Annotated in this window: 19 protein-coding genes; 5 read left to right on the top strand and 14 right to left on the bottom strand. The window is 63.0% G+C overall.

What is annotated here, in order from left to right:
• Positions 1-674: 674 nt before the first annotated feature.
• Together NKI29_RS13595 and NKI29_RS13590 are read left to right on the top strand one after the other, a co-directional pair.
• Positions 675-1,592 (top strand): alpha/beta fold hydrolase, encoded by a 918-nt coding sequence (locus NKI29_RS13595; RefSeq protein WP_352569543.1) that lies wholly within the window; start codon positions 675-677, stop codon positions 1,590-1,592.
• Between the two features lie 210 nt (positions 1,593-1,802).
• Positions 1,803-2,021 carry a hypothetical protein gene (locus NKI29_RS13590; RefSeq protein ID WP_352450887.1) on the top strand — a complete coding sequence of 73 codons (219 nt, stop codon included), beginning with the start codon at positions 1,803-1,805 and terminating at the stop codon, positions 2,019-2,021.
• Here NKI29_RS13590 and NKI29_RS13585 read toward each other — a convergent pair.
• On the bottom strand, positions 2,018-3,166 hold the full coding sequence (locus NKI29_RS13585) for a hypothetical protein (RefSeq protein WP_352454999.1): 1,149 nt from the start codon (positions 3,164-3,166) through the stop codon (positions 2,018-2,020). The genes NKI29_RS13590 and NKI29_RS13585 overlap by 4 nt on opposite strands.
• Positions 3,167-3,222: 56 nt before the next feature.
• On the opposite strand from NKI29_RS13585, the gene NKI29_RS13580 reads away from it, so the two are divergent.
• Positions 3,223-4,308 (top strand): DUF1186 domain-containing protein, encoded by a 1,086-nt coding sequence (locus tag NKI29_RS13580; RefSeq protein ID WP_352594359.1) that lies wholly within the window; start codon positions 3,223-3,225, stop codon positions 4,306-4,308.
• Between the two features lie 45 nt (positions 4,309-4,353).
• On the opposite strand, the gene recQ is transcribed toward NKI29_RS13580, so the two are convergent.
• The 9 genes from recQ to uxaC all read right to left on the bottom strand — a co-directional run bounded on the left by recQ (position 4,354) and on the right by uxaC (position 13,696).
• Entirely contained in the window at positions 4,354-6,189 is a 1,836-nt protein-coding gene (recQ, locus tag NKI29_RS13575; protein ID WP_352754666.1) for a DNA helicase RecQ, read from the bottom strand.
• Between the two features lie 363 nt (positions 6,190-6,552).
• On the bottom strand, positions 6,553-6,891 hold the full coding sequence (locus NKI29_RS13570; RefSeq protein WP_352594361.1) for a cupin domain-containing protein: 339 nt from the start codon (positions 6,889-6,891) through the stop codon (positions 6,553-6,555).
• A gap of 26 nt (positions 6,892-6,917) precedes the next feature.
• Positions 6,918-7,685: a 2-dehydro-3-deoxy-D-gluconate 5-dehydrogenase KduD gene (gene kduD, locus NKI29_RS13565; protein ID WP_352569536.1), complete on the bottom strand. Its 768-nt coding sequence runs from the start codon at positions 7,683-7,685 to the stop codon at positions 6,918-6,920.
• Positions 7,682-8,539: a 5-dehydro-4-deoxy-D-glucuronate isomerase gene (kduI, locus tag NKI29_RS13560; RefSeq protein WP_023678087.1), complete on the bottom strand. Its 858-nt coding sequence runs from the start codon at positions 8,537-8,539 to the stop codon at positions 7,682-7,684. The genes kduD and kduI overlap by 4 nt, the downstream gene beginning before the upstream one ends.
• Positions 8,540-8,567: 28 nt before the next feature.
• Positions 8,568-9,344 carry a FadR/GntR family transcriptional regulator gene (locus NKI29_RS13555; RefSeq protein ID WP_023678088.1) on the bottom strand — a complete coding sequence of 259 codons (777 nt, stop codon included), beginning with the start codon at positions 9,342-9,344 and terminating at the stop codon, positions 8,568-8,570.
• Between the two features lie 10 nt (positions 9,345-9,354).
• Entirely contained in the window at positions 9,355-10,635 is a 1,281-nt protein-coding gene (locus NKI29_RS13550; protein ID WP_023678089.1) for a TRAP transporter large permease, read from the bottom strand.
• Between the two features lie 4 nt (positions 10,636-10,639).
• Positions 10,640-11,167 (bottom strand): TRAP transporter small permease, encoded by a 528-nt coding sequence (locus tag NKI29_RS13545; protein ID WP_023678090.1) that lies wholly within the window; start codon positions 11,165-11,167, stop codon positions 10,640-10,642.
• A gap of 103 nt (positions 11,168-11,270) precedes the next feature.
• Positions 11,271-12,248 (bottom strand): TRAP transporter substrate-binding protein, encoded by a 978-nt coding sequence (locus tag NKI29_RS13540; protein ID WP_023678091.1) that lies wholly within the window; start codon positions 12,246-12,248, stop codon positions 11,271-11,273.
• Positions 12,249-12,286: 38 nt separating this feature from the next.
• On the bottom strand, positions 12,287-13,696 hold the full coding sequence (gene uxaC / locus NKI29_RS13535) for a glucuronate isomerase (protein WP_352754667.1): 1,410 nt from the start codon (positions 13,694-13,696) through the stop codon (positions 12,287-12,289).
• 175 nt (positions 13,697-13,871) lie between these two features.
• Here uxaC and NKI29_RS13530 point away from each other — a divergent pair, with 175 nt between their 5' ends.
• On the top strand, positions 13,872-15,446 hold the full coding sequence (locus NKI29_RS13530) for a mannitol dehydrogenase family protein (RefSeq protein WP_352796481.1): 1,575 nt from the start codon (positions 13,872-13,874) through the stop codon (positions 15,444-15,446).
• The gene (gene uxuA / locus NKI29_RS13525) at positions 15,443-16,621 is read left to right on the top strand and encodes a mannonate dehydratase (RefSeq protein ID WP_352569527.1); all 1,179 of its coding nucleotides are present in this window, start codon (positions 15,443-15,445) and stop codon (positions 16,619-16,621) included. Before NKI29_RS13530 ends, uxuA begins: the two co-directional genes overlap by 4 nt.
• Before the next feature lies 1 nt (position 16,622).
• Here uxuA and lepB read toward each other — a convergent pair whose 3' ends face one another.
• The 4 genes from lepB to NKI29_RS13505 all read right to left on the bottom strand — a co-directional run bounded on the left by lepB (position 16,623) and on the right by NKI29_RS13505 (position 20,734).
• On the bottom strand, positions 16,623-17,600 hold the full coding sequence (gene lepB, locus NKI29_RS13520; protein WP_502894512.1) for a signal peptidase I: 978 nt from the start codon (positions 17,598-17,600) through the stop codon (positions 16,623-16,625).
• Positions 17,601-17,690: 90 nt separating this feature from the next.
• The gene (locus NKI29_RS13515; protein WP_023678096.1) at positions 17,691-18,098 is read right to left on the bottom strand and encodes a F0F1 ATP synthase subunit epsilon; all 408 of its coding nucleotides are present in this window, start codon (positions 18,096-18,098) and stop codon (positions 17,691-17,693) included.
• A gap of 118 nt (positions 18,099-18,216) precedes the next feature.
• Entirely contained in the window at positions 18,217-19,782 is a 1,566-nt protein-coding gene (atpD, locus tag NKI29_RS13510; protein ID WP_023678097.1) for a F0F1 ATP synthase subunit beta, read from the bottom strand.
• A 67-nt stretch (positions 19,783-19,849) separates the two neighbouring features.
• A complete protein-coding gene (locus tag NKI29_RS13505; protein ID WP_023678098.1) occupies positions 19,850-20,734 on the bottom strand; it encodes a F0F1 ATP synthase subunit gamma in 885 nt (294 codons plus the stop codon).
• Between the last annotated feature and the right edge of the window lie 4 nt (positions 20,735-20,738).

The following is a 20,738-nucleotide window of genomic DNA, read 5'->3' as shown; positions in this document are numbered from 1 at the left end:
GAGTAGCGTGAAATTGCGTGGCTATGGCGTAGACGTCATTCGATCTTAATTGATCTCGGCCCGCCATCCATTCAGACAGCTCCGGTGTTTGTCGATCGAGGTAGCCATCCCACTTCGAGGACGAGGCAACACCCTCCGGCCGACCGGACCACCGCCAATCGCCGTGCGGCACTAGGCGTTTGCACCGACTGCGCTATCTCACCATCGTTAGCTTGTTCTATCGCTGGTTGAAGACTGGGAGGTTTCCATGGATCGGCGACTATTTTTGACAGGAATGTTTGGCATTGCCGGGGCCGCGGCCCTTGCAAGCACAGTTCGGCCAATCAACGCAGTGGCCGGCGTTCCAACTGCCAGAAGCGGCATTCTCGATGAACTCGAGGCGCCGGATGTCGAGACCTTCGACGACGATGAAACTCAAGCAGAGTTGCAACCAGTCTATCATCGCCGGTGGCACCGGCCGCGCCGGCGCCGCCGGCGCGCTTGGAGAAGGGTCTGTCGCGTTTACTGGCGAAACGGCTATCGGCGCAGGCGGTGCTTCCGCAGGCGCGTCTGGGTCTGGTTTCGATTCTAGCAACTGGCCGGCTTGAACCCTGGCCATCGCGGCCGGGGTTTTCGCCCCAGGCGGCCGTTAGCGCCCTTAGGGAGCTTTCCTAAGGGCGCGGAGGAAGCTGACGGTGTTTGCAGGGTTCAGAGCCACCAGCCTACGACTGGACGATACGACGATTTTCGCAAGGGTCGGAGGCACCGGTCCGCCGCTGCTGCTTCTTCACGGTTTTCCAGAAACGCATCTGATGTGGAGGGATATCGCCGCAGCCTTGGCGCTCCGCTTCACGGTGGTCGCCGCCGACCTTCGAGGCTATGGGCAAAGCGGATGTCCGATTTCCTCTGCCGATCATAGCCCATACGCCAAACGCGCCATGGCCGGCGACATGGTTCAGGCCATGAAGCAGCTGGGGTTTGAGCGGTTCATGGTTGCCGGGCATGATCGCGGCGGGCGGGTTACCTATCGCCTGGCGCTCGACCATCCCGACAAAGTGCTCAAAATCGCCGTCCTCGACATCATCCCCACCGCCGCAACGTGGGATCGGGCGGATGCCAGACTGGCGCTCGGCTTCTGGCCCTGGAGCCTTCTTGCGCAGCCGGAGCCCCTGCCGGAGCGTCTGATCGGCGCGGCTCCCGATGCTGTCGTCGACGATGCAATTACGCACTGGGGATCGTCGGCGAAAATGGTCTCCAAAGAGGTCAGGAACGCCTATGTTGATGCGCTTCGCGATCCCGCGCATATTCATGCCATCTGCGAAGAGTATCGCGCCGCTGCGACGATCGATCGTGAACATGACGCGCTGGACCGCGCAAACGGTCGTCGCATCGACTGTCCGCTACTGGCGCTATGGAGTGGCGAAGGCGCCCTGGAGAACTGGTATGCGCAAGAAGGCGGGCCGCTGGCCATCTGGAGGAAATGGGCCGACAGAGTGGCAGGATGCGCTGTCCAAGGCGGGCACTTTTTCCCGGAAGAGCACCCCGACAAGACGGCAGCGGCTCTCTCGGAATTCTTTGAAGACAAACAGGTCGGTCAGCACAGAGTATTGTAGAGGTCACATGCTTCAGTTACGCGGAACCTCGCGAGTGCTTCGCGGCCCTAGATCGAGAACCCTCCGAAAATCCGCCCGTCCGGCATCAATGTGCTTGATAAGGGAATGAAGGCGATCTCCACGTCCACGCCTCTGATATGCAGCCTCATGTTTGTCGGAAGTTGCGCATCGCCTTTGCCGGCATCCTTTGATGCTGCGAAATACGACAAGATGAGTTGCGTCGAGCTCAACGTGGCGATCGGCGCTGTCGCCGACGAAATGTCGGCGACAGCCATCGCTCGTGGCAAAGTCGTCCACACCAACATTCCGGGCTGGCTGCTGGGAGGGCAGCGTGTCGCCTCGACCGTGGCTGCCCGCCAGAGTGCGAAGATCGAGCGCTTGCGGCAGCAGGAGGCTGCGATTGCCGCGGCGAGACGAAGCCGGTGCTAATCGTCTCTTAGCCGTTCGATAAAACGCCTCTTATGGATATGCCGATCGCGGATCGCCTGCAGCCTGCGAGCAAAATCGTGGGTCGTGCCACATTCCTCGGCGATTGCCTTGAGGTCGAGCAGAAGGCTGGCGGCCTCATCGTAGCCGGGAGGGTTGCGGCGTTCGATCTCGCTCTCCACCTCACGCCAGACGCTTTCGCCGCGTCGCGAGAGCGCATCGAGCCGAATACGGCGAGCGCGCGCCTCTTCCGCCGCCTGCCGTTTTCTTTCAGCCTCTCGTTGCTCCTCCTGCGCGCGCTCGCGGGCCTGACGGATCGCCTCGGCACGGGCTCGCAGTTCGCCGGCCGAGCGCGGAACAGTGGCCATGGGGCTTCCAACAGAGACTTTCAACATCGAGCGATTCCGGACGAACGCCCGAAGCTCGTTTTCAACATGCCGATCGCCGTCGACGAGACGAACGAGCAGCGTCGTCTTTTCATGATCGGACAAGGCGCCGACTGAACGCCGGACCATATCCGGCGACAATTCCGTTGTCGTGCCGGCGGGACGCTCGGCCGCCTCAGCGACGAGGTCGGCGTCGAGCTGAAAGAAGCGCGCGAAAGCGTCGAGCGCGGGCGTCATCGGGCCGATCCCCGGCAAAGGCTCCGCCTCGTCCGGCTTGACGGAACCGATCTCGGCCGCCTTCAGCCACAGCAGGTAGAAAAGCCTCAGATCGCCGCCGAGCACGTCGGCGCGCAGCGGCGCCAGTGCTTCGAGCCAGTGCGAGTCGTCGTCCCAATTATCCCAATCGTCCGCAGGTTCCAGTTCTTCGCACAGGATGTCGACGATCAGGTTCTCGCCGGACGTGCTGATCTCGAGGCAATCGACCGCATGCAGGAATCCCTCGAGACGCTGCCGGTCGATTAATCGCGCTGGAAACCGGATCATCAGCCGGTGGGTGCCCCAATTCGCCAAATAGAGATGAAGATCGAACCAACGCCGCATCAACGCGACCGGATCGCCTTTAAAGTCGCCCCACTCGTAGAAATTCGTGAAGCTCGTGGCCGTAATCCGCGCCCGCGTCGACACATCGCGCAAGTCCCGGCGATCCGCTTCGCTGAGTGGGCGGTCGACCGCCCGAAACTCGTAGTATTGATATTCGCTCATGGTTGCTTGGCTGCTGGCCGATCCTCGTCCCCCACAGGTCAGTTCAGGATAGAGCTGTGTCGAGATCGAACTCGCCCCGTCTGGTACTTTCTGCACAGGAATTTGCCGTTTGTGCGGATGAACTGTTGAAAGGCAGCCGGCCTGTCGTAGATTTGGCAAGCGCGAACGGCAGCGAGGATGCCATGAAGAAAGAAGCACTGGACTCCGTCCTTGGCCGGGGCAAGCCCGGCTTCGATCTCGGTCCGATAGAAGATCAACTACATGCCGTGGCAAACGAGCAGCAATTGCCGGATGTCGCAATCATTCACTGCATAGCGAGGATTGAAGAATCGGCTCCCGCGCTGCGTGCCGTCGTCACAAGAGCGGCCGAAGGAGAGGCTCTGTCGCGGGATGATCAGATGCTGCTCTTGCGAGGCATCTACATTCTGGGCGGCGCTCGCGACACTAGAACGTTCGGGCCCTTGTTGCGCCTGCTGCGCCGGCCGGGACGCGACCTCGATGACCTGCTCGGCGACGTGGTGACCGAGAGCATGGCGCGTATCGTCGCCGGCGTATTTGATGGCGACGCCGACGCTTTGTTCAGCTTGATCAGCGACCGCTCCGTCGATGAATTCGTCCGCGATGCAGTTTTGGGCGCAGCGACCTTCCTGACCTGGGAAGGCCGCATCGAGCGTGACCGAATGCGAGATTTTCTCGAGCGATTCCACACCGAGAGGCTGGCCGATGACGACGATTTCGCCTGGATCGCCTGGCTGGGGGCGATCGCCCTGCTTGGCTTGCGCGATCTGGCGTCACTTGTTCACAGCGCATGGGACGACGGCCGCATCCCCGAAGGGGTAATCGACCGCCGCGATTTCGAAGACGATCTCCTGGCCGCCGAGCAAAGCCCAAACGACATGGATCGATTCGAGCGCGCCGCTCTCGGCTATATCGACGACGTGCTTGAAGCGTTGGAATGGACCAGCCACCTTGAGTATTTTGGCGAGGAAGATTGGCAATCGCCCTTGCCGGAACAAACTTGGCTCGACGAGTTGTCGAGATTGACAGCGCCGGTCACAAATCCTTGGCGCCATGTCGGACGCAATGATCCGTGTCCCTGTGGAAGCGGCAAGAAAGCAAAGAAATGCTGCCTGGCAAACTAACCTGTTGCAGTGTCGCGCAATTGCGAGTTTGATTTTTGGCTACCCTCACGCCGATCCACCGGGCTGATGCGCAGCGATCGCGCCGAGGAATATCTCGCCGAAATCCTTGAGCTTGGCGGCGCCGACGCCGTTGACCGCGGCGAAGGCGTCCAGATCACGCGGGCAGCGTTCGGCCATATCGATCAGTGTACGATCCGAAAAGATCACGAAGGCCGGCACCTGGCGTTCCCGGGCAAGACGCAGCCGTACAGCCTTGAGCGCGGCCAGCAGCGCCGAATCCAGACCTTCCGTGCCTGCTGCGGTATCCTCAGGACGTATCTTGCCTCGCGATGACTGGCGCGCGTCCAAGCGATACCGGAATGAAGCCTCGCCCCGAGCCAGCGCACGGCCCTTCTCGGCAATGGCGACGCCGCCATGGCCGGCTGAGTCCAATGTCAGGAACCCTCCCGCGACGAGTTGGCGGAGCAGCGACAGCAAGAAACTCTTTTTATGCGCCACACCGGTGCCGAAGCTGGCAAGCCTGTGGTGGTTCCTGTCCAGGACCTTCTCGGTCTCATGGCCGAGCAGGACATCGACGACATGGGCGACGCCGAAGCGCTCGCCGGTCTGTGCGATCGCCGCCAGGATGATCCGCGCCTCCGCCTCGCCATCCGCATGCGGCGCCTGGTCGAGGCAGTTGTCGCAATTGCCGCAAGGCGAAGCACTTTCGCCGAAATAGCCAAGCAGGATCTGACGGCGGCACTGCGTCGTCTCGCAATAACCGATCAGCGTATCGAGTCGGCCATGCGCGCGCCTTTTGTGCTCAGCCGGCGCGTCCTCGTCTTCGATGAAAAGCCGGCGCATGCGGATATCGCCGAGACCGAAGAGCATATGTGCCTCGGCCGCCCGCCCGTCGCGGCCCGCCCGCCCGATTTCCTGATAATAGGCCTCCAAGCTGCCCGGCAGGTCTGTGTGGAAGACATAGGCGACATCCGGCTTGTCGATCCCCATGCCGAAGGCGATGGTCGCCACCATCACCACGCCGGACAAGGTCATGAAAGCGTTTTGATTCGCTTCACGCGTGTCCTTGCTCATGCCGGCGTGATAGGCGAGCGCGCGTACGCCGTTCCGCTCGAGGAACGCCGCCATCTCTTCGGTCTTTTTGCGTGACAGGCAATAGACGATCCCGCTGCGGCCCGCATGGCGCTGCACGAAGTTTAGCAATTGGCGCTTGCTATCCTGCTTGGGCTCAATGCTTAGCTTGATGTTCGGCCGGTCGAAGCCGAGCACCACGGTATCGACGCGCCCGTCGAACAGTTGCGCGGCAATGTCGGTGCGCGTCGCCTCGTCCGCCGTCGCCGTCAACGCAATGATCGGCACTTTCGGGAAGATATCACGTAGTCTCGACAATTCTTCGTATTCGCGCCGGAACGCCGGTCCCCATTGGGAGATGCAATGTGCCTCGTCGATGGCGATCAGCCGGACATCGAGCTTGGTCAACGCCTCGAGCATTCGCACGGTCATGAGCCGCTCCGGTGCAAGATAGAGCAGGCGCGTCTGGCCTGCCGCGACACGGCGCCATGCAGCGACATTGGCATCGCGGTCGAGCGAGGAATTGATTGTATCGGCCGCCACGCCGGCAAGGCGCAATGCGGCGACCTGATCCTGCATCAGGGCCACCAGCGGCGAAACGACAATGGTGAGCCCGCCCAGCACCAGCGCCGGGACCTGGTAGCAGAGCGATTTGCCGGCGCCGGTCGGCATGACAGCCAGCACATGATGCCCGGCCAGCAGCGCCTCCATCACGGCCGCCTGGCCGAGACGAAAATCATCGAAGCCGAATACATCCTTCAGGACGCGCCGCTTGGAATCCTCTGCCGGGATGCTCGCTGCTACCTGCATTACAGAACTTTCGGGGATACGACCTGCCGAAATTCCCCGGCGAATCGCCAGGTGATTGCCTGGACAGCAGATTCGAACATTTATCGACCCCTCTGGTCCTGTCCGCGGCACCGCCTGAGGCGAACTTCTCTCTCATTGGCCGATATCAGACCGTCGTTCCAGCCCCTATTCGCCTTGGCTGTGAATATCGCACCGCCTCGGAGCGGTTAATCCTATCTTCACCATCATTCGGCAGGTTCAGGTTCTGCGGTGATGTTTTGAGTACCGCGGCGCCACAAGCGCCCAGGCAACACGCCCGCGTCTCTCCGGAGGCGCGGGTTTTTTCGTTCTGAGAACCGGCTGCCTGATCTTCGGGTCCGCAGCTCAGTCGAGGAAATCGGCGCGGTGCGGCGTAAAGCTGTCGACCAGTCGTCCCGCCTCCAGCGCCTTGACGCCATGGACAAGGTTGGACGGGACGATGAAGCTGCTTCCGGTCTCCAGGATTTCGGTCCTGCCGTCGATGGTGACTTCGAAGCGGCCTTCGGCGACATAGCTCGCCTGGACGTGCGGATGCGAGTGTAGCGCGCCGACGCCACCCTTGTCGAAACCGAATTCGACCATCATCAGCTCATCCGTGTGCAGGAGCACGCGCCTGCGGTTGCCATCCGGCGTCGGCGTCCACGCAGCCTCGCCGGCATGCGAGAAGATTTTGGTTCCGGTCATCACCAAACTCTCATCTTTTTTGTTGCTCATCGCGCCAGCCAGCCGCCGTCCACCGGCATCACCGCGCCATGCATATAGTTCGACGCCGGCGCCAGCAGGAAGACGGCTGCGTCGCCGATGTCTTCCGGCGCGCCCCAGCGCCCGGCCGGAATGCGCGCCAGGATTGAAGCGCTGCGGTCGGGATCGGTGCGCAGCGCCTCGGTGTTGTTGGTCTCGATATAGCCTGGCGCAATGCCATTGACGTTGATGCCCTTTGCCGCCCATTCGCATGCAAGCAGCCGGGTGATACCGAGCACGCCATGTTTGGAGGCGGTGTAGGAGGCGACGCGAATGCCGCCCTGAAAGCTCAGCACCGAAGCGATGTTGACGATCTTGCCACGCCGCCCCGGGTCGGCAAGCACGCGCCTGGCAAAACTCTGGCTGAGGAAGAACACCGTCTTCAGATTGACGCCGATGACGTCATCCCAGTCGGCTTCGGTGAGGTCGACCGCATCGGCACGCCGGATGATGCCCGCATTGTTGACCAGGCCGTCGAGCGGCCCGGTGCCGTCCCAGACGCGGTCAAGCATCGCCTGGGCGGCGGCATCGTCGCCAAGGTCGCAGCGGACCGCCTCGAAGCGCCCGCCGGCCGCTTCAATCCTCTCCGCCGTCTCGTCCATCGCCGACCGGCCGACGCCGACCACCGCGCCACCGGCGCGCGCGATCGACACGGCGATGCCCTGGCCGATGCCGGTATTGGCGCCGGTGACGAGGATGCGCTTGCCGGCAAGGCTGAAGGCCGAGAGATCGCTCACTTGAGCTCCTCCATCGCCACCAGGTCGACATCGGTATAGTCGACATTGTCGCCGGCCATCGCCCAGATGAAGGCGTAGTTCGAGGTGCCGGCGCCCGAATGGATCGACCATCCCGGCGACAGCACCGCCTCCTCGTTGCGCATGACGAGATGGCGCGTTTCGTCCGGTTCGCCCATGAAATGAAACACCCGCGCCGCCTCCGGCAGGTCGAAATAGAGATAGGCCTCCATGCGCCGGTCATGCACATGGCATGGCATGGTGTTCCAGACCGAACCGGAGGCAAGCTGCGTCATGCCGACGACAAGCTGACAGGTCTTTACCCCATCGGCATGGATGAACTGGAAGATCGAGCGCTCGTTGGAGGTTGCCTGGCTGCCGAGATCGAGCCGCTTGGCATCGCCGATGCGGATCAGCCGGTTGGGATGGCTCTGATGCGCCGGCGCGCTGAGCAGGTAGAACTTAGCCGGCGCTGCCGGATTGGTCGCAGCGAACGACACCTCATCCGTGCCCATGCCGAGATAGAGCATGTCGCGTGCCTGCAGCTCGTAGGATTGGCCGCCGGCTTTGACGACGCCTGCACCGGCGATGTTGACGATGATCATCTCACGGCGGTCAAGAAAATTCTTGGTCCCGGTCGGCTTGATCGCCTGCAGCGGCAGCGGTGTACCGGCGGGCATGGCGCCGCCGACGATCATGCGGTCGTAATGGGTGTAGGTCAGGCCGATGCGGCCGGGCTGGAACAAGTCCTCGATCAGGAAATTGTGTCGCAGCTCGTCCGTTCCCATGGCTGCGGCAGAAACAGGATCGATGGCGAAGCGGGAGGTGAAATCCGTATGATTGTCAGTGTGATTCATTGCTGTCCCATGGGGCTGCCTCAATTGCTTATTCCGTTGCCGCGGCCTTGACCGAGTCGGCATAAAAAACCTGGCGCGCGTGCAGGCGCTCGCGATAGCGCTGCTGGCTGGCACCGAGATGCCCGCGCATCGCCTCCCGCGCCGCCTCGGCATCGCCTGCCGAGATGGCGTTGAGGATCATCAGGTGTTCGCGCTGCAGGCCGCGCTGGTAGGCGTCGGACTGCGCGAACTCGGTCGACCAGGGCGAGGTCACATCGCAAGGAATAGCGCGCCGGCCGAGCACGTCGAGCATCTCGACATAGAACGGATTGTTGGTGGCGCTGGCGATTGCGCGGTGGAAGGCAAGGTCGGCCGGTCCAGTCGGCTCGCTGTTGAGGAGCAGCCGTTCGAACTCGAAGAAGGCTTCCTGGATTGCCGCTTCCTGCGCGGCGTTGCGCCGGATGGCGGCGAGCCCGGCGGATTCGATCTCGATCGCCAACCTGACTTCGAGCACGTTGAGGGCAATCGAATCCTTGCTGCCCATCTCCGCTGCCAGAGCACCGAACGCTGTCGAGATATGTTCGGTCACGAAAACGCCGGCGCCTTGGCGCGGCTCGACCAGGCCGTCCGCGGCAAGCTTGGCCAGCGCCTCGCGTATCACGGTGCGGCTGACCCCGAAGGTTTCCGTCAGCTGGCCCTCGGTCGGCAGCTTTTGCCCAGGCTGGATCTCGCCCGCCTGCAGCTGCTTGCGGATCGCCGCGACGACGGTTTCCGAAAGCTTCGGTCTTCGTTCGACGCGGAGCCCGACGGCCGTGTCCGATGCCATGTCGCACCCCCTATTTGAAGACGCTCGGCAGCCATAGCGAAATGGCCGGAATGTAAGTGACGAGCGCCAGCACCACGAGGCCTGCGCCATAGAATGGCCAGATCGAGCGCATCGATTCCCAGACGGATATCTTGCCCACTGCGCATGCCACGAACTGCACTGCGCCCACCGGCGGCGTGTTCAGCCCGATGCCGAAATTGAGGATCATGATGACGCCGAAATGCACCGGATCGACGCCGTAGGCCTGCGCCACGGGCAGGAAGATAGGCGTGCAAATGATGATCGTCGGCCCCATGTCCATGAACGTGCCGAGGAACAGCATCAAGAGGTTGAGCAGGAGAAGCACAACCAGCGGATCGTCCGAGATCGCGTTCATGGAGGCTATCAACGCTGCCGGCACTTTCAGGAAGGCCATCAGCCACGAGAACGCCGCCGCCATGCCGATGATGAGCAGCACCATAGCCGTGGTGCGCACGGCGCCATGGGTGGCATGAACGAACCCTTCCCAGGTCATCTGCCGGTAAACGAAGACGGTCACGAGCAGCGCATAGATGACGGCAATACAGGAACTCTCGGTGGCGGTGAAGACGCCCGATCGCACGCCGCCGAAGATGATCGCGATCAGCAGCAGGCCGGGCACGGCGACGGCGAAAAGATGCGCGACCGCGGTGAAGCCCGGAAACGCCTCGGTCGGATAGCCGCGGGAGCGCGCCACGATATAGGCGGTGACCATCAGCGACAGGGCCAGTAGCAGGCCCGGGATGATACCGGCTGTGAACAGATCGGCGATGGAGATCTTTCCGCCTGCCGAGATCGAGTAGATGATCATGTTGTGCGACGGCGGCAGCAGCAGCGCGATCAGTGCCGCCATCGACGTGACGTTGACGGCGTAGTCCGCTCCATATCCACGCGCCTTCATCTGCGGGATCATCAGGCCGCCTACCGCCGCTGCCTCCGCAACCGCTGAGCCGGAAATGCCGCCGAACAGTGTAGCGGTTGCAATGTTGACCTGGCCGAGGCCGCCGCGCAAATGGCCGACGAGCGAGCCAGCGAAGGCAACGATCTTGCTGGCGATGCCGCCGCGCACCATCAAGTCGCCGGCGTAGATGAAAAACGGAATGGCCAGCAGCGAAAAGACGCTCATGCCGGAATTCAGGCGCTGGAACACGATGAGCGGCGGCAGGCCCATATAGAGGACGGTGGCGAGGCTTGCGACGCCGAGGCAGAAAGCGATCGGCGTGCCGATAAGCATCAGCAGGGTGAAGACGCCGAAGAGAATCCACAGTTCCATGGCGTCAGACCTTCACGTTGGCGGTGTCGAGTTCGGCCGCGACTTCGGCCGGCGGCAGTTCATCGAGGGCATCGTCGATCGGCGCGCCGGAGAGGCGAAGCACGATGCGCTCCAGCGTGAAGAGCACGATGAGCGCGCCTCCCGCGACAAGCGGGACATAGTCCCAGCCCCCCGATATGCCGAGTGACGGCAAGACGGAGCCCCAGGTCAATGCGACCAGCTGGCTGCCATACCAGATCATGCCGATGCCGAAGGCGAGCGCGACAATATCCGAAATCATCCGCAGCCAGCGCTTGCCGCCTTTCGGCAGCACGTAGAGCAGGACGTCGAAGCCAAGATGGTAGTTCTCGCGAACGCCGACGGCAGCGCCGAGGAAAATGAACCAGCTCATCAGCATCACCGAGCCGGGCTCGGTCCAGCTCGGCGAGCGGTTCAGAACATAGCGGCCGAACACCTGCCAGGCGACGAACGCGGTCATCAGCACCAGCCCGATGCCGGCGATCGACAGCGCCGCCGTGCTGACGCGCGACATCACTTGCGCGACGCCGGACAGGAGCGGTGTTGGTTTTGGGCTGGAAGTCACCGGTTTTCTCCCCAGGAGGATGGCGGCACGGAATGTCCGCGCCGCCGCTTGATCACTGCACGGCCTTGATGGCTTCGACCATGGCCTTCAGCTTGTCGTCCTTGACGTGCTTCTCGTAGACCGGCCCCATCGCGTCGATGAAGGGCTGCTTGTCCGGCGTCGTGATCTGCGAACCGGCCGCCTCGACCTTGGCGCGCGATTCCTTGACCTTGGCGGTCCACAGCTCGCGCTGCTTGGCGACGCTTTCCTTGGCGGCCGCCTTGAAGATCGCCTGGTCTTCCGGCGTCAGCTTGTCCCAGCTCGACTTCGCCATGACGAAGGCTTCCGGCACCATCGTATGCTCGTCGAGCGAATAGTATTTGGCGACTTCCGCGTGCTTGGCGGTGTCGTAGCTCGGAAAATTGTTCTCCGCGCCGTCGATCACCCCGGTCTCGATCGCCGAATACACCTCGCCATACGGCATCGGCGTCGCGTTGGCGCCGAGTGCCGCCACCATGTCGACGAAGATGTCGGACTGGATGACGCGGAACTTCATGCCGGCCATGTCGGCTACGGTGTTGATCGGCTTCTTCGAATTGTAGAAGGAGCGCGAGCCGCCGTCGTAAAAGGCGAGCAGCACCAGCCCGACCTGGTCGAACGCCGCCGCGATCTGGTCGCCGATCGCCCCGTCCATGACCTTGTGCATATGCTCTTCCGAACGGAAGATGTAGGGCAGCGAGGGCACGGTGGTCTCCGGGATGAGCCCGTTGAACGGCGCCATCGAGACGCGGTTGAGATCGATCACGCCGGTACGCACCTGCTCGATCGTGTCCTTTTCCTCGCCGAGTTGCGCGGAAGGATAGATCTCGACCACATAGCGGCCGGCCGTGCGCTCCTTCACCAGCTCGCCGAAATATTTGACCGCCTCGACCGTCGGATAGCCGTCCGGGTGCGTGTCGGACGAGCGCAGGACCGTCTGGGCGCTTGCCGATCCGGCCAGCAGTGCGGCGGCAAGTAGCGTAGCTCCCGCCAATCTCGAAAAATGCAGCATTGGTTTCCTCCCGTTTTGAACGATGGCGGCAAGCGCCGTTAGAGCCGGTACGCCTGTTTCGCGAGCGTATAGGCAAGTTCCTGCGCCAGCTCGTGCGCCTCGTCCTCGCCGAGCCGATGCTCGGCGACGAGACGCGCCAGATATGCGCAATCGACCCGGCGCGCCACATCATGGCGGGCCGGTATGGATGGAAAGGCGCGGGTGTCGTCGTTGAAACCGACGGTGTTGTAGAAACCGGCGGTTTCGGTGGTCATCTCACGGAACCGGCGCATGCCTTCGGGGCTGTCGTGGAACCACCAGGCCGGCCCGAGCTTCAATGCCGGGTAGACGCCGGCAAGCGGCGCCAGTTCGCGCGCATAGCTGGTCTCGTCAAGGGTGAAGAGGATGATGGTGAGGTCGCGCTCCAGCCCGACGCAGTCGAGCAGCGGCTTCAGCGCCGTCACATAATCGGTGCGGGTCGGGATATCGAAGCCTTTGTCCCTGCCGAACTTCTGAAAGACAGCCGGCGAATGATTGCGCCAGGAGCCGGGATGTATCTGCAGGACCAGGCCGTCGTCGCGGCTCATCTTGGCCATCTCGGTCAGCATCTGGGCGCGAAACAGTTTTCGCTCGCGCTCGTCGTCCGAGCCCCGGCGGATGCGGTTGAACAGCTCCTGCGCGGCGGCATCCGAGAGATTGGCGGTTTCGGCCGTCGGATGGCCGTGATCGGAGGAAGTCGCACCGAAACCCTTGAAGAAGGCGCGCCGCTGGCGGTGCGCCTCGAGATAGCCTGTCCAATTGCCGGTATCGCACCCGGTGATCTCGCCAAGCCGGTCGAGATTGGCCGAGAACCCTTCGAAGTCAGGATCGACGATCGCATCCGGCCGATAGGCGGTGATGACGCGGCCCTCCCAGCCGCTGTCGCGGATCATCTGGTGCCATCTGAGATCGTCGAGCGCGCCTTCGGTCGTTGCGATGACTTCAATGTTGAAGCGCTCGAACAGCGCTCGCGGGCGAAAATTCTCCCACTGCAGCAAGGTCGAGATCATGTCGTAATGGCGGTCGGCGGTTGCGGCCGTCAACGGCTCGTCGATGCCGAACAGGTGGGCAAGCACGTGGTCGAACCACAGCCGGGTCGGCGTACCCCGGAACAGGTAATAATGCTCGGCAAAGCGCCGCCAGATCGTTCTGCCGTCGGTTTCCACCGGCGAGCCGTCAAGCGTCGGCACCCCAAGCTCTTCAAGCCGAACGCCCTGGCTGAACAGCATGCGGAAAATGTAGTGGTCCGGCACGATCAGCAACTGCGCCGGATCGGGAAACGCCTCGTTGAGCGCATACCAGCGCGGATCGGTGTGGCCGTGCGGGCTGACGATCGGGAGGTCCTTGACCGTGGCGTAGAGATCGCGGGCCAGCGAACGCGGGCGCCCCTCGGCGGCAAACAGCAAGTCCGGATCCGTCAATGCGGCCACGTAAATCCTCCCAATCCGGACATCGGTAGGGTTGGAAAGAAATAATGTCAACATACAAAAACTGGGTTGTTGTATGATGACTTTTCGTCGGCCATTGCCCATTGTGCGTGACGGCATCGGGTGTTACGCCGCCTGACAGCAGTGACCCAACAATCTCGATCAGACACGTGGCGCAATGACCAATAGACGCCTTTCCAACAGCACGCTGAAGGCACTGCCGGCTTCGGTCGCGATTCCGCGCTACGACCGCGGCGGCGTCGCACCTGGCATCGTCCATCTCGGCGTCGGTGCCTTCCATCGCGCCCACCAGGCGGCCTATGTCGACGACTGCCTGGCGGCGGGCGAGGCGGACTGGGGCATTGTCGGCGTGTCCTTGCGCAGTCCTGACACGCGCGACGCACTGGCGCCGCAGGATGGCCTCTACACGCTGGCGATCAGGAGCAGCATCGGCGAAGAGCTGCGCGTCGTCGGCTCGATCCTGTCGCTGCTGGTGGCGCCGGAAGATCCGGCTGCGGTGCTCGCCGCCCTGACCGATCAGCGCACCCGCATCGTCACGCTCACGATCACCGAAAAGGCTTATCTGAGAGCAGCCGGCGGCGGTTTGGACAGCACCCATCCGGACATCGTCCATGATTTGGCTAGCCCGCAAATGCCACGGACGGCGCATGGTTTTCTCACCGAAGCGCTGTCGCGCCGCCGTGCCGCCGGCATCCAGCCTTTCACCGTGCTCTGCTGCGACAACCTTCCGGCCAATGGCGCCACGCTGCACCGCCTGCTGGTCGAATTCGCCGCGCTGCGCGATTCCAGGCTCGCCACTTCAGGCGATGCCAGGCTCGCCACTTCAGGCGATGCCAGGCTCGCCACTTCAGGCGATGCCAGGCTCGCCACTTCAGGCGATGCCAGGCTCGCCGCACACATCGCCGACGGCGTCGCGTTTCCGTCGAGCATGGTCGACCGTATCGTGCCGGCGACTACCGACGCCGACCGGGCGCGTATCGCCGTCGAGCTCGGCGTCGAGGATGCCTGGCCGGTGATGACCGAGCCGTTCTGCCAATGGGTGGTCGAAGACGATTTCCCGGCTGGCAGGCCGGCCTGGGAAAAGTTCGGCGTCACCATGGTCGGCGACGTCGGGCCCTTCGAGGACATGAAGCTGCGGCTGCTCAACGGCTCGCATTCGGCAATCGCCTATCTCGGCCTGCTCAGCGGCTACGACACGGTCGACCGCGCCTTTGCCAATCCGGCGATCCGGCAATTCGTCGACGGACTATGGGCCGAGGCGATCCCGACGCTGCCGCAGGACGCCGGGCTCGATACGGCCGGCTACACGGCCCAGCTCGCCGAACGCTATTCGAACACGGCGCTCGCCCATCGCACGGCGCAGATCGCCAATGACGGCAGCCAGAAGCTGCCGCAGCGCATCGTCGCCTCGGCCCTCGATCGACTGGGCGCCGGTGACCCGCCCGCGCATCTCATGCTGGTGGTGGCGGCCTGGATCGCCGCTTGCGAGGCGCGCGGCAAAACCTTGCCGGAAGCCCATTTTACCGACCCGATCGACGCTCGGCTTACGTCGCTCGGCAGCCGGCCGGCTGATGAGACGGTGACAGCGATATTCGATCTCGCCGGCTTCGCCAAGGACCATTCCCACCGCATGACACTGATCGATCTGACGGCAGCCCATCTCGAGCGCCTGCGGCGGGGCGGCACTGCCGCAGCTTTGGCGGCGCTTGGCATAGGGAGTGAGAAGCCATGAGACAGACCTGGCGCTGGTTCGGGCCGGACGATCCGGTGACGCTTGCCCATGTCCGTCAGGCCGGCGCCGTCGGCATCGTCAGCGCGCTGCACCACCTCAACGACGGCCGCGCCTGGCCGGCAGACGAGATCGCCAGGCGCAAGGCCGAGATCGAGGCAGCAGGGCTGACCTGGGACGTGGTCGAGAGCATCGTCGTGCATGAGGACATCAAGACCCGCAGCGGCGACTGGCGCAGCCTGATCGACAATTACAAGGCCTCGATCCGCGCCGTCGCCGCCGCCGGTATCAACACCGTCTGCTATAATTTCATGGCGATCACCGACTGGACGCGGACGGACCTCGATTACCCGATGCCGCATGGCGGCACGGCGCTGCGCTTCGATGTCGTCGAGCTCTGCGCCTATGACGTCTTCATCCTTGAGCGAGAAGGGGCGGAGGCCGATCACCCACCGGCCCGCGTCGAGGCCGCGCGTGTGCGACTGCAAGGGATGAGCGACAGCGACAAGGCAAGGCTGGAGCGCAACCTGATCGGCTGGGTCCCGGCGCGCGAATTCATCTTCGATCGGGCAAGCTTCCGCCGCGCCCTCGACCTCTACAAGGACGTCTCCACCGAAGGCCTGCGCGAAAACCTGTTTGCCTTCCTGCGCGAGATCGTGCCGGTGGCCGAAGAGGCCGGCCTCAGGATGGCGATCCACCCCGACGATCCGCCTTTTTCGCTGTTCGGCCTGCCGCGAATCGTTTCCAAGGCAGCCGATGCCCGCGCGCTGCTCGACGCCGTCGCTTCGCCGGCAAACGGGCTGACACTGTGCACCGGCTCCTATGGCGCGGGCGCGCAGAACGATCTGCCGGCAATGGCAAAGGCCTTCGCCGAAAACATCCATTTCGCCCATCTGCGCAACGTCACCAAGGAGCCAGACGGCTCTTTCCACGAAGCCGAGCACCTCGACGGCGACACCGACATGGTGGCGGTCGTGTCGGCGCTGATTGGCGAAGAGCGGCGGCGCAAGGCAGCCGGCAGGGCGGACTGGCAGGTGCCGATGCGTCCCGACCATGGCCACGCCATCATCGACGACATCGGCAAGAAGGTGAACCCCGGCTATTCCTGCATCGGCCGCCTGAAGGGCCTCGCCGAACTGCGCGGCGTCATGCGCGCAGTAGAGGCACTGACAGTTTGAGCTACTTGCTCGCCTGGCCGTTCAGCGTCTGTCGAGACGAATAATCGGTACCTTTGGAATTCCAGAACAGCCGCAGGGCCTTGCCGACCAGATTTTCATAGGGAACAAACGCGACACTGAACCGGCTGTCGGAGGCATTGTCGCGGTTGTCGCCAAGCACGAAGTAGTGGCCTGCGGGCACCTCAAACACGCGCGTATTGTCGCCGATCGAGTTGTCGGTGAGGTTGAGAACGGAATGGGTGACACCCCCCGGCAAGGTTTCGCTTTGGAGCTTGGCTCTCGAGAACTCGTCGGACGAAAAAGTACCAATATCGTCGAGTCCCACCGCGACATCGTTGATGTGAAGCACCCCGTCGATGATCTGGATCTTCTCGCCGGGAAGGCCGACAATCCGCTGGATGTAGTCCACGCTCGGATCGGGCGGGAACTTGAAGACAACCACATCTCCCCTTTTGGGTTCCGCGCCGAATATACGTCCATCAACGGGAAGCAAGTTGAACGGCACGCTGTAGCGGCTGTAGCCGTATGCCATTTTGGAGACGAAGAGATAGTCGCCTTCCTGCAACGTCGGCACCATGCTGCTGGAGGGAATCGAAAAAGGCTGGAGCAGGAACGCGCGTATTGCGAATGCAGCCGGATACGAGGTCAGAAAGACGAGCACCAGCACCGAAAGCCCACGCGCGTACCATCTGTCCGGCTTGAACCGGTGCGCGAAGGGAACAACGATCGCTGCCCACAGGGCCATCAAACCGATCCCTGAAAAATTGGCCCACCAAGCAAGATCGACGCCAGGCAATACCGGAAAGCCAATGTAAATAAGCGCGAAAACGACGACGCTGATCACCACCAGGCTGGCGACCGCCAGTTTGCCGCTGCCGATCCAGAGGAACCCGCCAAACGGGCCGCCAAAGGCCGAAACCAGGGCCGTCGACCATCTGGATCGCGAGATAGTTTCTTGTTGCACTGCTTGTTCTGTCATCGGCCACCCCCCACGCCAAGGCAGCCAGACTGTCCACCAAACAAAAAAGCGGGGCAAGCCCGCTTTTTCAGTTAGTCATTTGACCGGAACTCACGCCGGCAACAGCGCACCTTCAAGCGTCGTAAGCTGGTTGAGGAACTGCTCGGCCTTGCTGCGGGTCTGGTCGTCCTTGGCGTCGGCGGCGTCTTCCCTGGCCTCCTGGATGCGGCGGGCAAGGTCGGCGCGGTCGATGTCGCCGACGGCTACCGCCGATTCCGCCAGAAGCGTGCAGCCGGCCGGAACGATGTCGGCAAAGCCGCCGAACACCACATAGCGCTCTTCCTTGCCTTGCGCGGTCTTCAGCGTAACGACGCCCGGCTTGATTGTGGTCATGACCGGCGCGTGATGCGCCATGACAGTCATCTCGCCTTCGGCGCCCGGAATGACGACGGATTCGACCTGCTCGGAAACCAAGAGGCGCTCCGGCGAGACCAGTTCGAATTTGAAAGCTTCAGGCATGATCAGTTTAGCGACTGGTGAATGGTGAATGGTGAACGGTCAGAAAGAATGACCTTCACTCAGCCCCGATTTCCTATCCGCTACTCCCCATTCACAATTCACTATTGACCATTCACCATCAGGCCGCTTCGGCGGCCAGGCGCTGTGCCTTCTCGACCGCTTCCTCGATGCCGCCGACCATGTAGAAGGCGGCCTCCGGCAGATGGTCGTAATCGCCGTTGCAAAGGCCCTTGAAGCCCTTGATGGTGTCGGCGAGGTCGACCAGCTTGCCCGGTGCGCCGGTGAACACTTCGGCGACGAAGAAGGGTTGCGACAGGAAGCGCTCGATCTTGCGGGCGCGGGCCACGGTCTGCTTATCCTCTTCCGACAGCTCGTCCATGCCCAGGATGGCGATGATGTCCTGCAGCGACTTGTAACGCTGAAGGATCGACTGCACCTGGCGGGCGACCTGGTAATGCTCTTCGCCGACAACCATCGGGTCGAGCATGCGCGAGGTCGAATCGAGCGGATCGACGGCCGGATAGATGCCCTTTTCCGAAATCGCGCGGTTGAGCACGGTCGTCGCGTCGAGGTGGGCGAACGAGGTCGCCGGTGCCGGGTCGGTCAGGTCGTCGGCCGGCACATAGATCGCCTGCACCGAGGTGATCGAACCCTTGGTCGTCGTGGTGATACGCTCCTGCAGCGCGCCCATGTCGGTAGCCAGCGTCGGCTGGTAGCCCACGGCCGAAGGAATGCGGCCGAGCAGCGCCGACACTTCCGAGCCCGCCTGCGTGAAGCGGAAGATGTTGTCTACGAAGAACAGCACGTCCTGGCCCTGGTCGCGGAAATATTCGGCAACCGTCAAGCCGGTCAGGCCGACGCGGGCGCGGGCGCCCGGCGGCTCGTTCATCTGGCCATAGACGAGCGCGGCCTTGGAGCCTTCGCCGCCGCCCTTCTTGTTGACGCCGGACTCGATGAACTCGTGATAGAGGTCGTTGCCTTCGCGGGTGCGCTCGCCGACGCCGGCGAACACCGAGAAGCCGCCATGCGCCTTGGCGACGTTGTTGATCAGTTCCTGGATCAGCACCGTTTTGCCGACGCCGGCGCCGCCGAACAGGCCGATCTTGCCGCCGCGGGCATAGGGGGCCAGCAGGTCGAGCACCTTGATGCCGGTGACCAGGATCTGCGCTTCCGTCGACTGCTCGACATAGGTCGGCGCCGGCTGGTGGATCGAGCGCATCTCGATGCCGTCGACCGGGCCTGCCTCGTCGACCGGCTCGCCGATGACGTTGATGATGCGGCCGAGCATGCCCGGGCCGACCGGCACGGTAATCGGTGCACCGGTGTCATAGACGTCCTGGCCGCGGACCAGACCTTCGGTCGAGTCCATGGCGATGCAGCGCACGGTGTTTTCGCCGAGATGCTGGGCCACCTCTAGCACCAGGCGATTGCCGACGTTGATCGTCTCAAGCGCGTTCAGGATCGCCGGCAGATGTTCGCCAAACTGGACGTCGACAACGGCGCCGATGACCTGGCGAACCTTGCCTGCCAGGCCGGTTTTCTTGATGGTGGCGGCCGGCGTATTCACAGCGGCGGCCTTGGTTGCTGCCGCCTTCTTGGCCGGAGCGGCCTTTGCTGCTGCCGGAGCCTTCGCTGGTGCCGCGGCCTTAGGGGCTGCCGTCTTCGGGGTCGCTGCTTTCGCCATCGTCTTTACCCTTTTCGTCTCTTTGTTTCTCACACGCTTGAGGTCGATGACCTCCTTGTGGGCGTGCCTAGAGCGCCTCGGCGCCCGAAATGATTTCGATCAATTCCTTGGTGATCTGCGCCTGCCGCTGGCGGTTGTAGGTGATCGACAATTTGTTGATCATGTCGCCGGCGTTGCGCGTCGCATTGTCCATGGCGCTCATCTTGGCGCCCATCTCGCCGGCAGCATTCTCGAGCAGCGCGCGAAAAACCTGCACGGAAATGTTGCGTGGGATGAGATCGGAGAGGATCTCGCCCGGCTCCGGCTCGTATTCGTAGACGGCGCTGCCGCCGTCCTTCACTTCCGCGCCAGCCGCAGGCGCGCCCGCCGGGACAATTTGCTGCGCCGTCGGGATCTGGCTGATCACCGACTTGAACTGCGAATAGAACAGCGTGCAGATGTCGAAGCCGCCTTCGTTGAACAGGTGGATCACCTTCTTGGCGATGGCATCGGCATTGACGAAGCCCAGCGTCTTGACCTCGCGCAGGTCGACACGCTCGATGATCAGCGCCCCGTAGTCGCGGCGCAATATGTCGAACCCCTTCTTGCCGACGCAGATGATCTTGACCTGCTTGCCGTCGGCCAGAAGCTTGCGGATGTGGTCGCGGGCAAAGCGGGCGATCTGCGAATTGAAACCGCCGCACAGACCGCGTTCGGCCGTGCAGACGACAAGCAGATGCACGTCGTCCTTGCCGGTGCCGGTCATCAGCGCCGGGGCATCGCCGCCGCCGCCGATCGCCTGGGTGATATTGGCCAGCACCGCGCCCATGCGCTCCGAATAGGGACGCGCCGCTTCCGCCGCTTCCTGCGCGCGACGCAGCTTCGCCGCGGCGACCATCTGCATCGCCTTGGTGATCTTCTGCGTCGCCTTGACCGAGGCGATACGGTTACGAAGGTCTTTTAACGAAGGCATGCTT

The sequence above is a fragment of the Mesorhizobium sp. M0678 genome (assembly GCF_040320505.1).
Classification (GTDB): Bacteria; Pseudomonadota; Alphaproteobacteria; order Rhizobiales; family Rhizobiaceae; genus Mesorhizobium.
The sequence above is the reverse complement of the archived record's forward strand: the minus strand, read 5'-3'. Positions and strand labels throughout refer to the sequence as shown.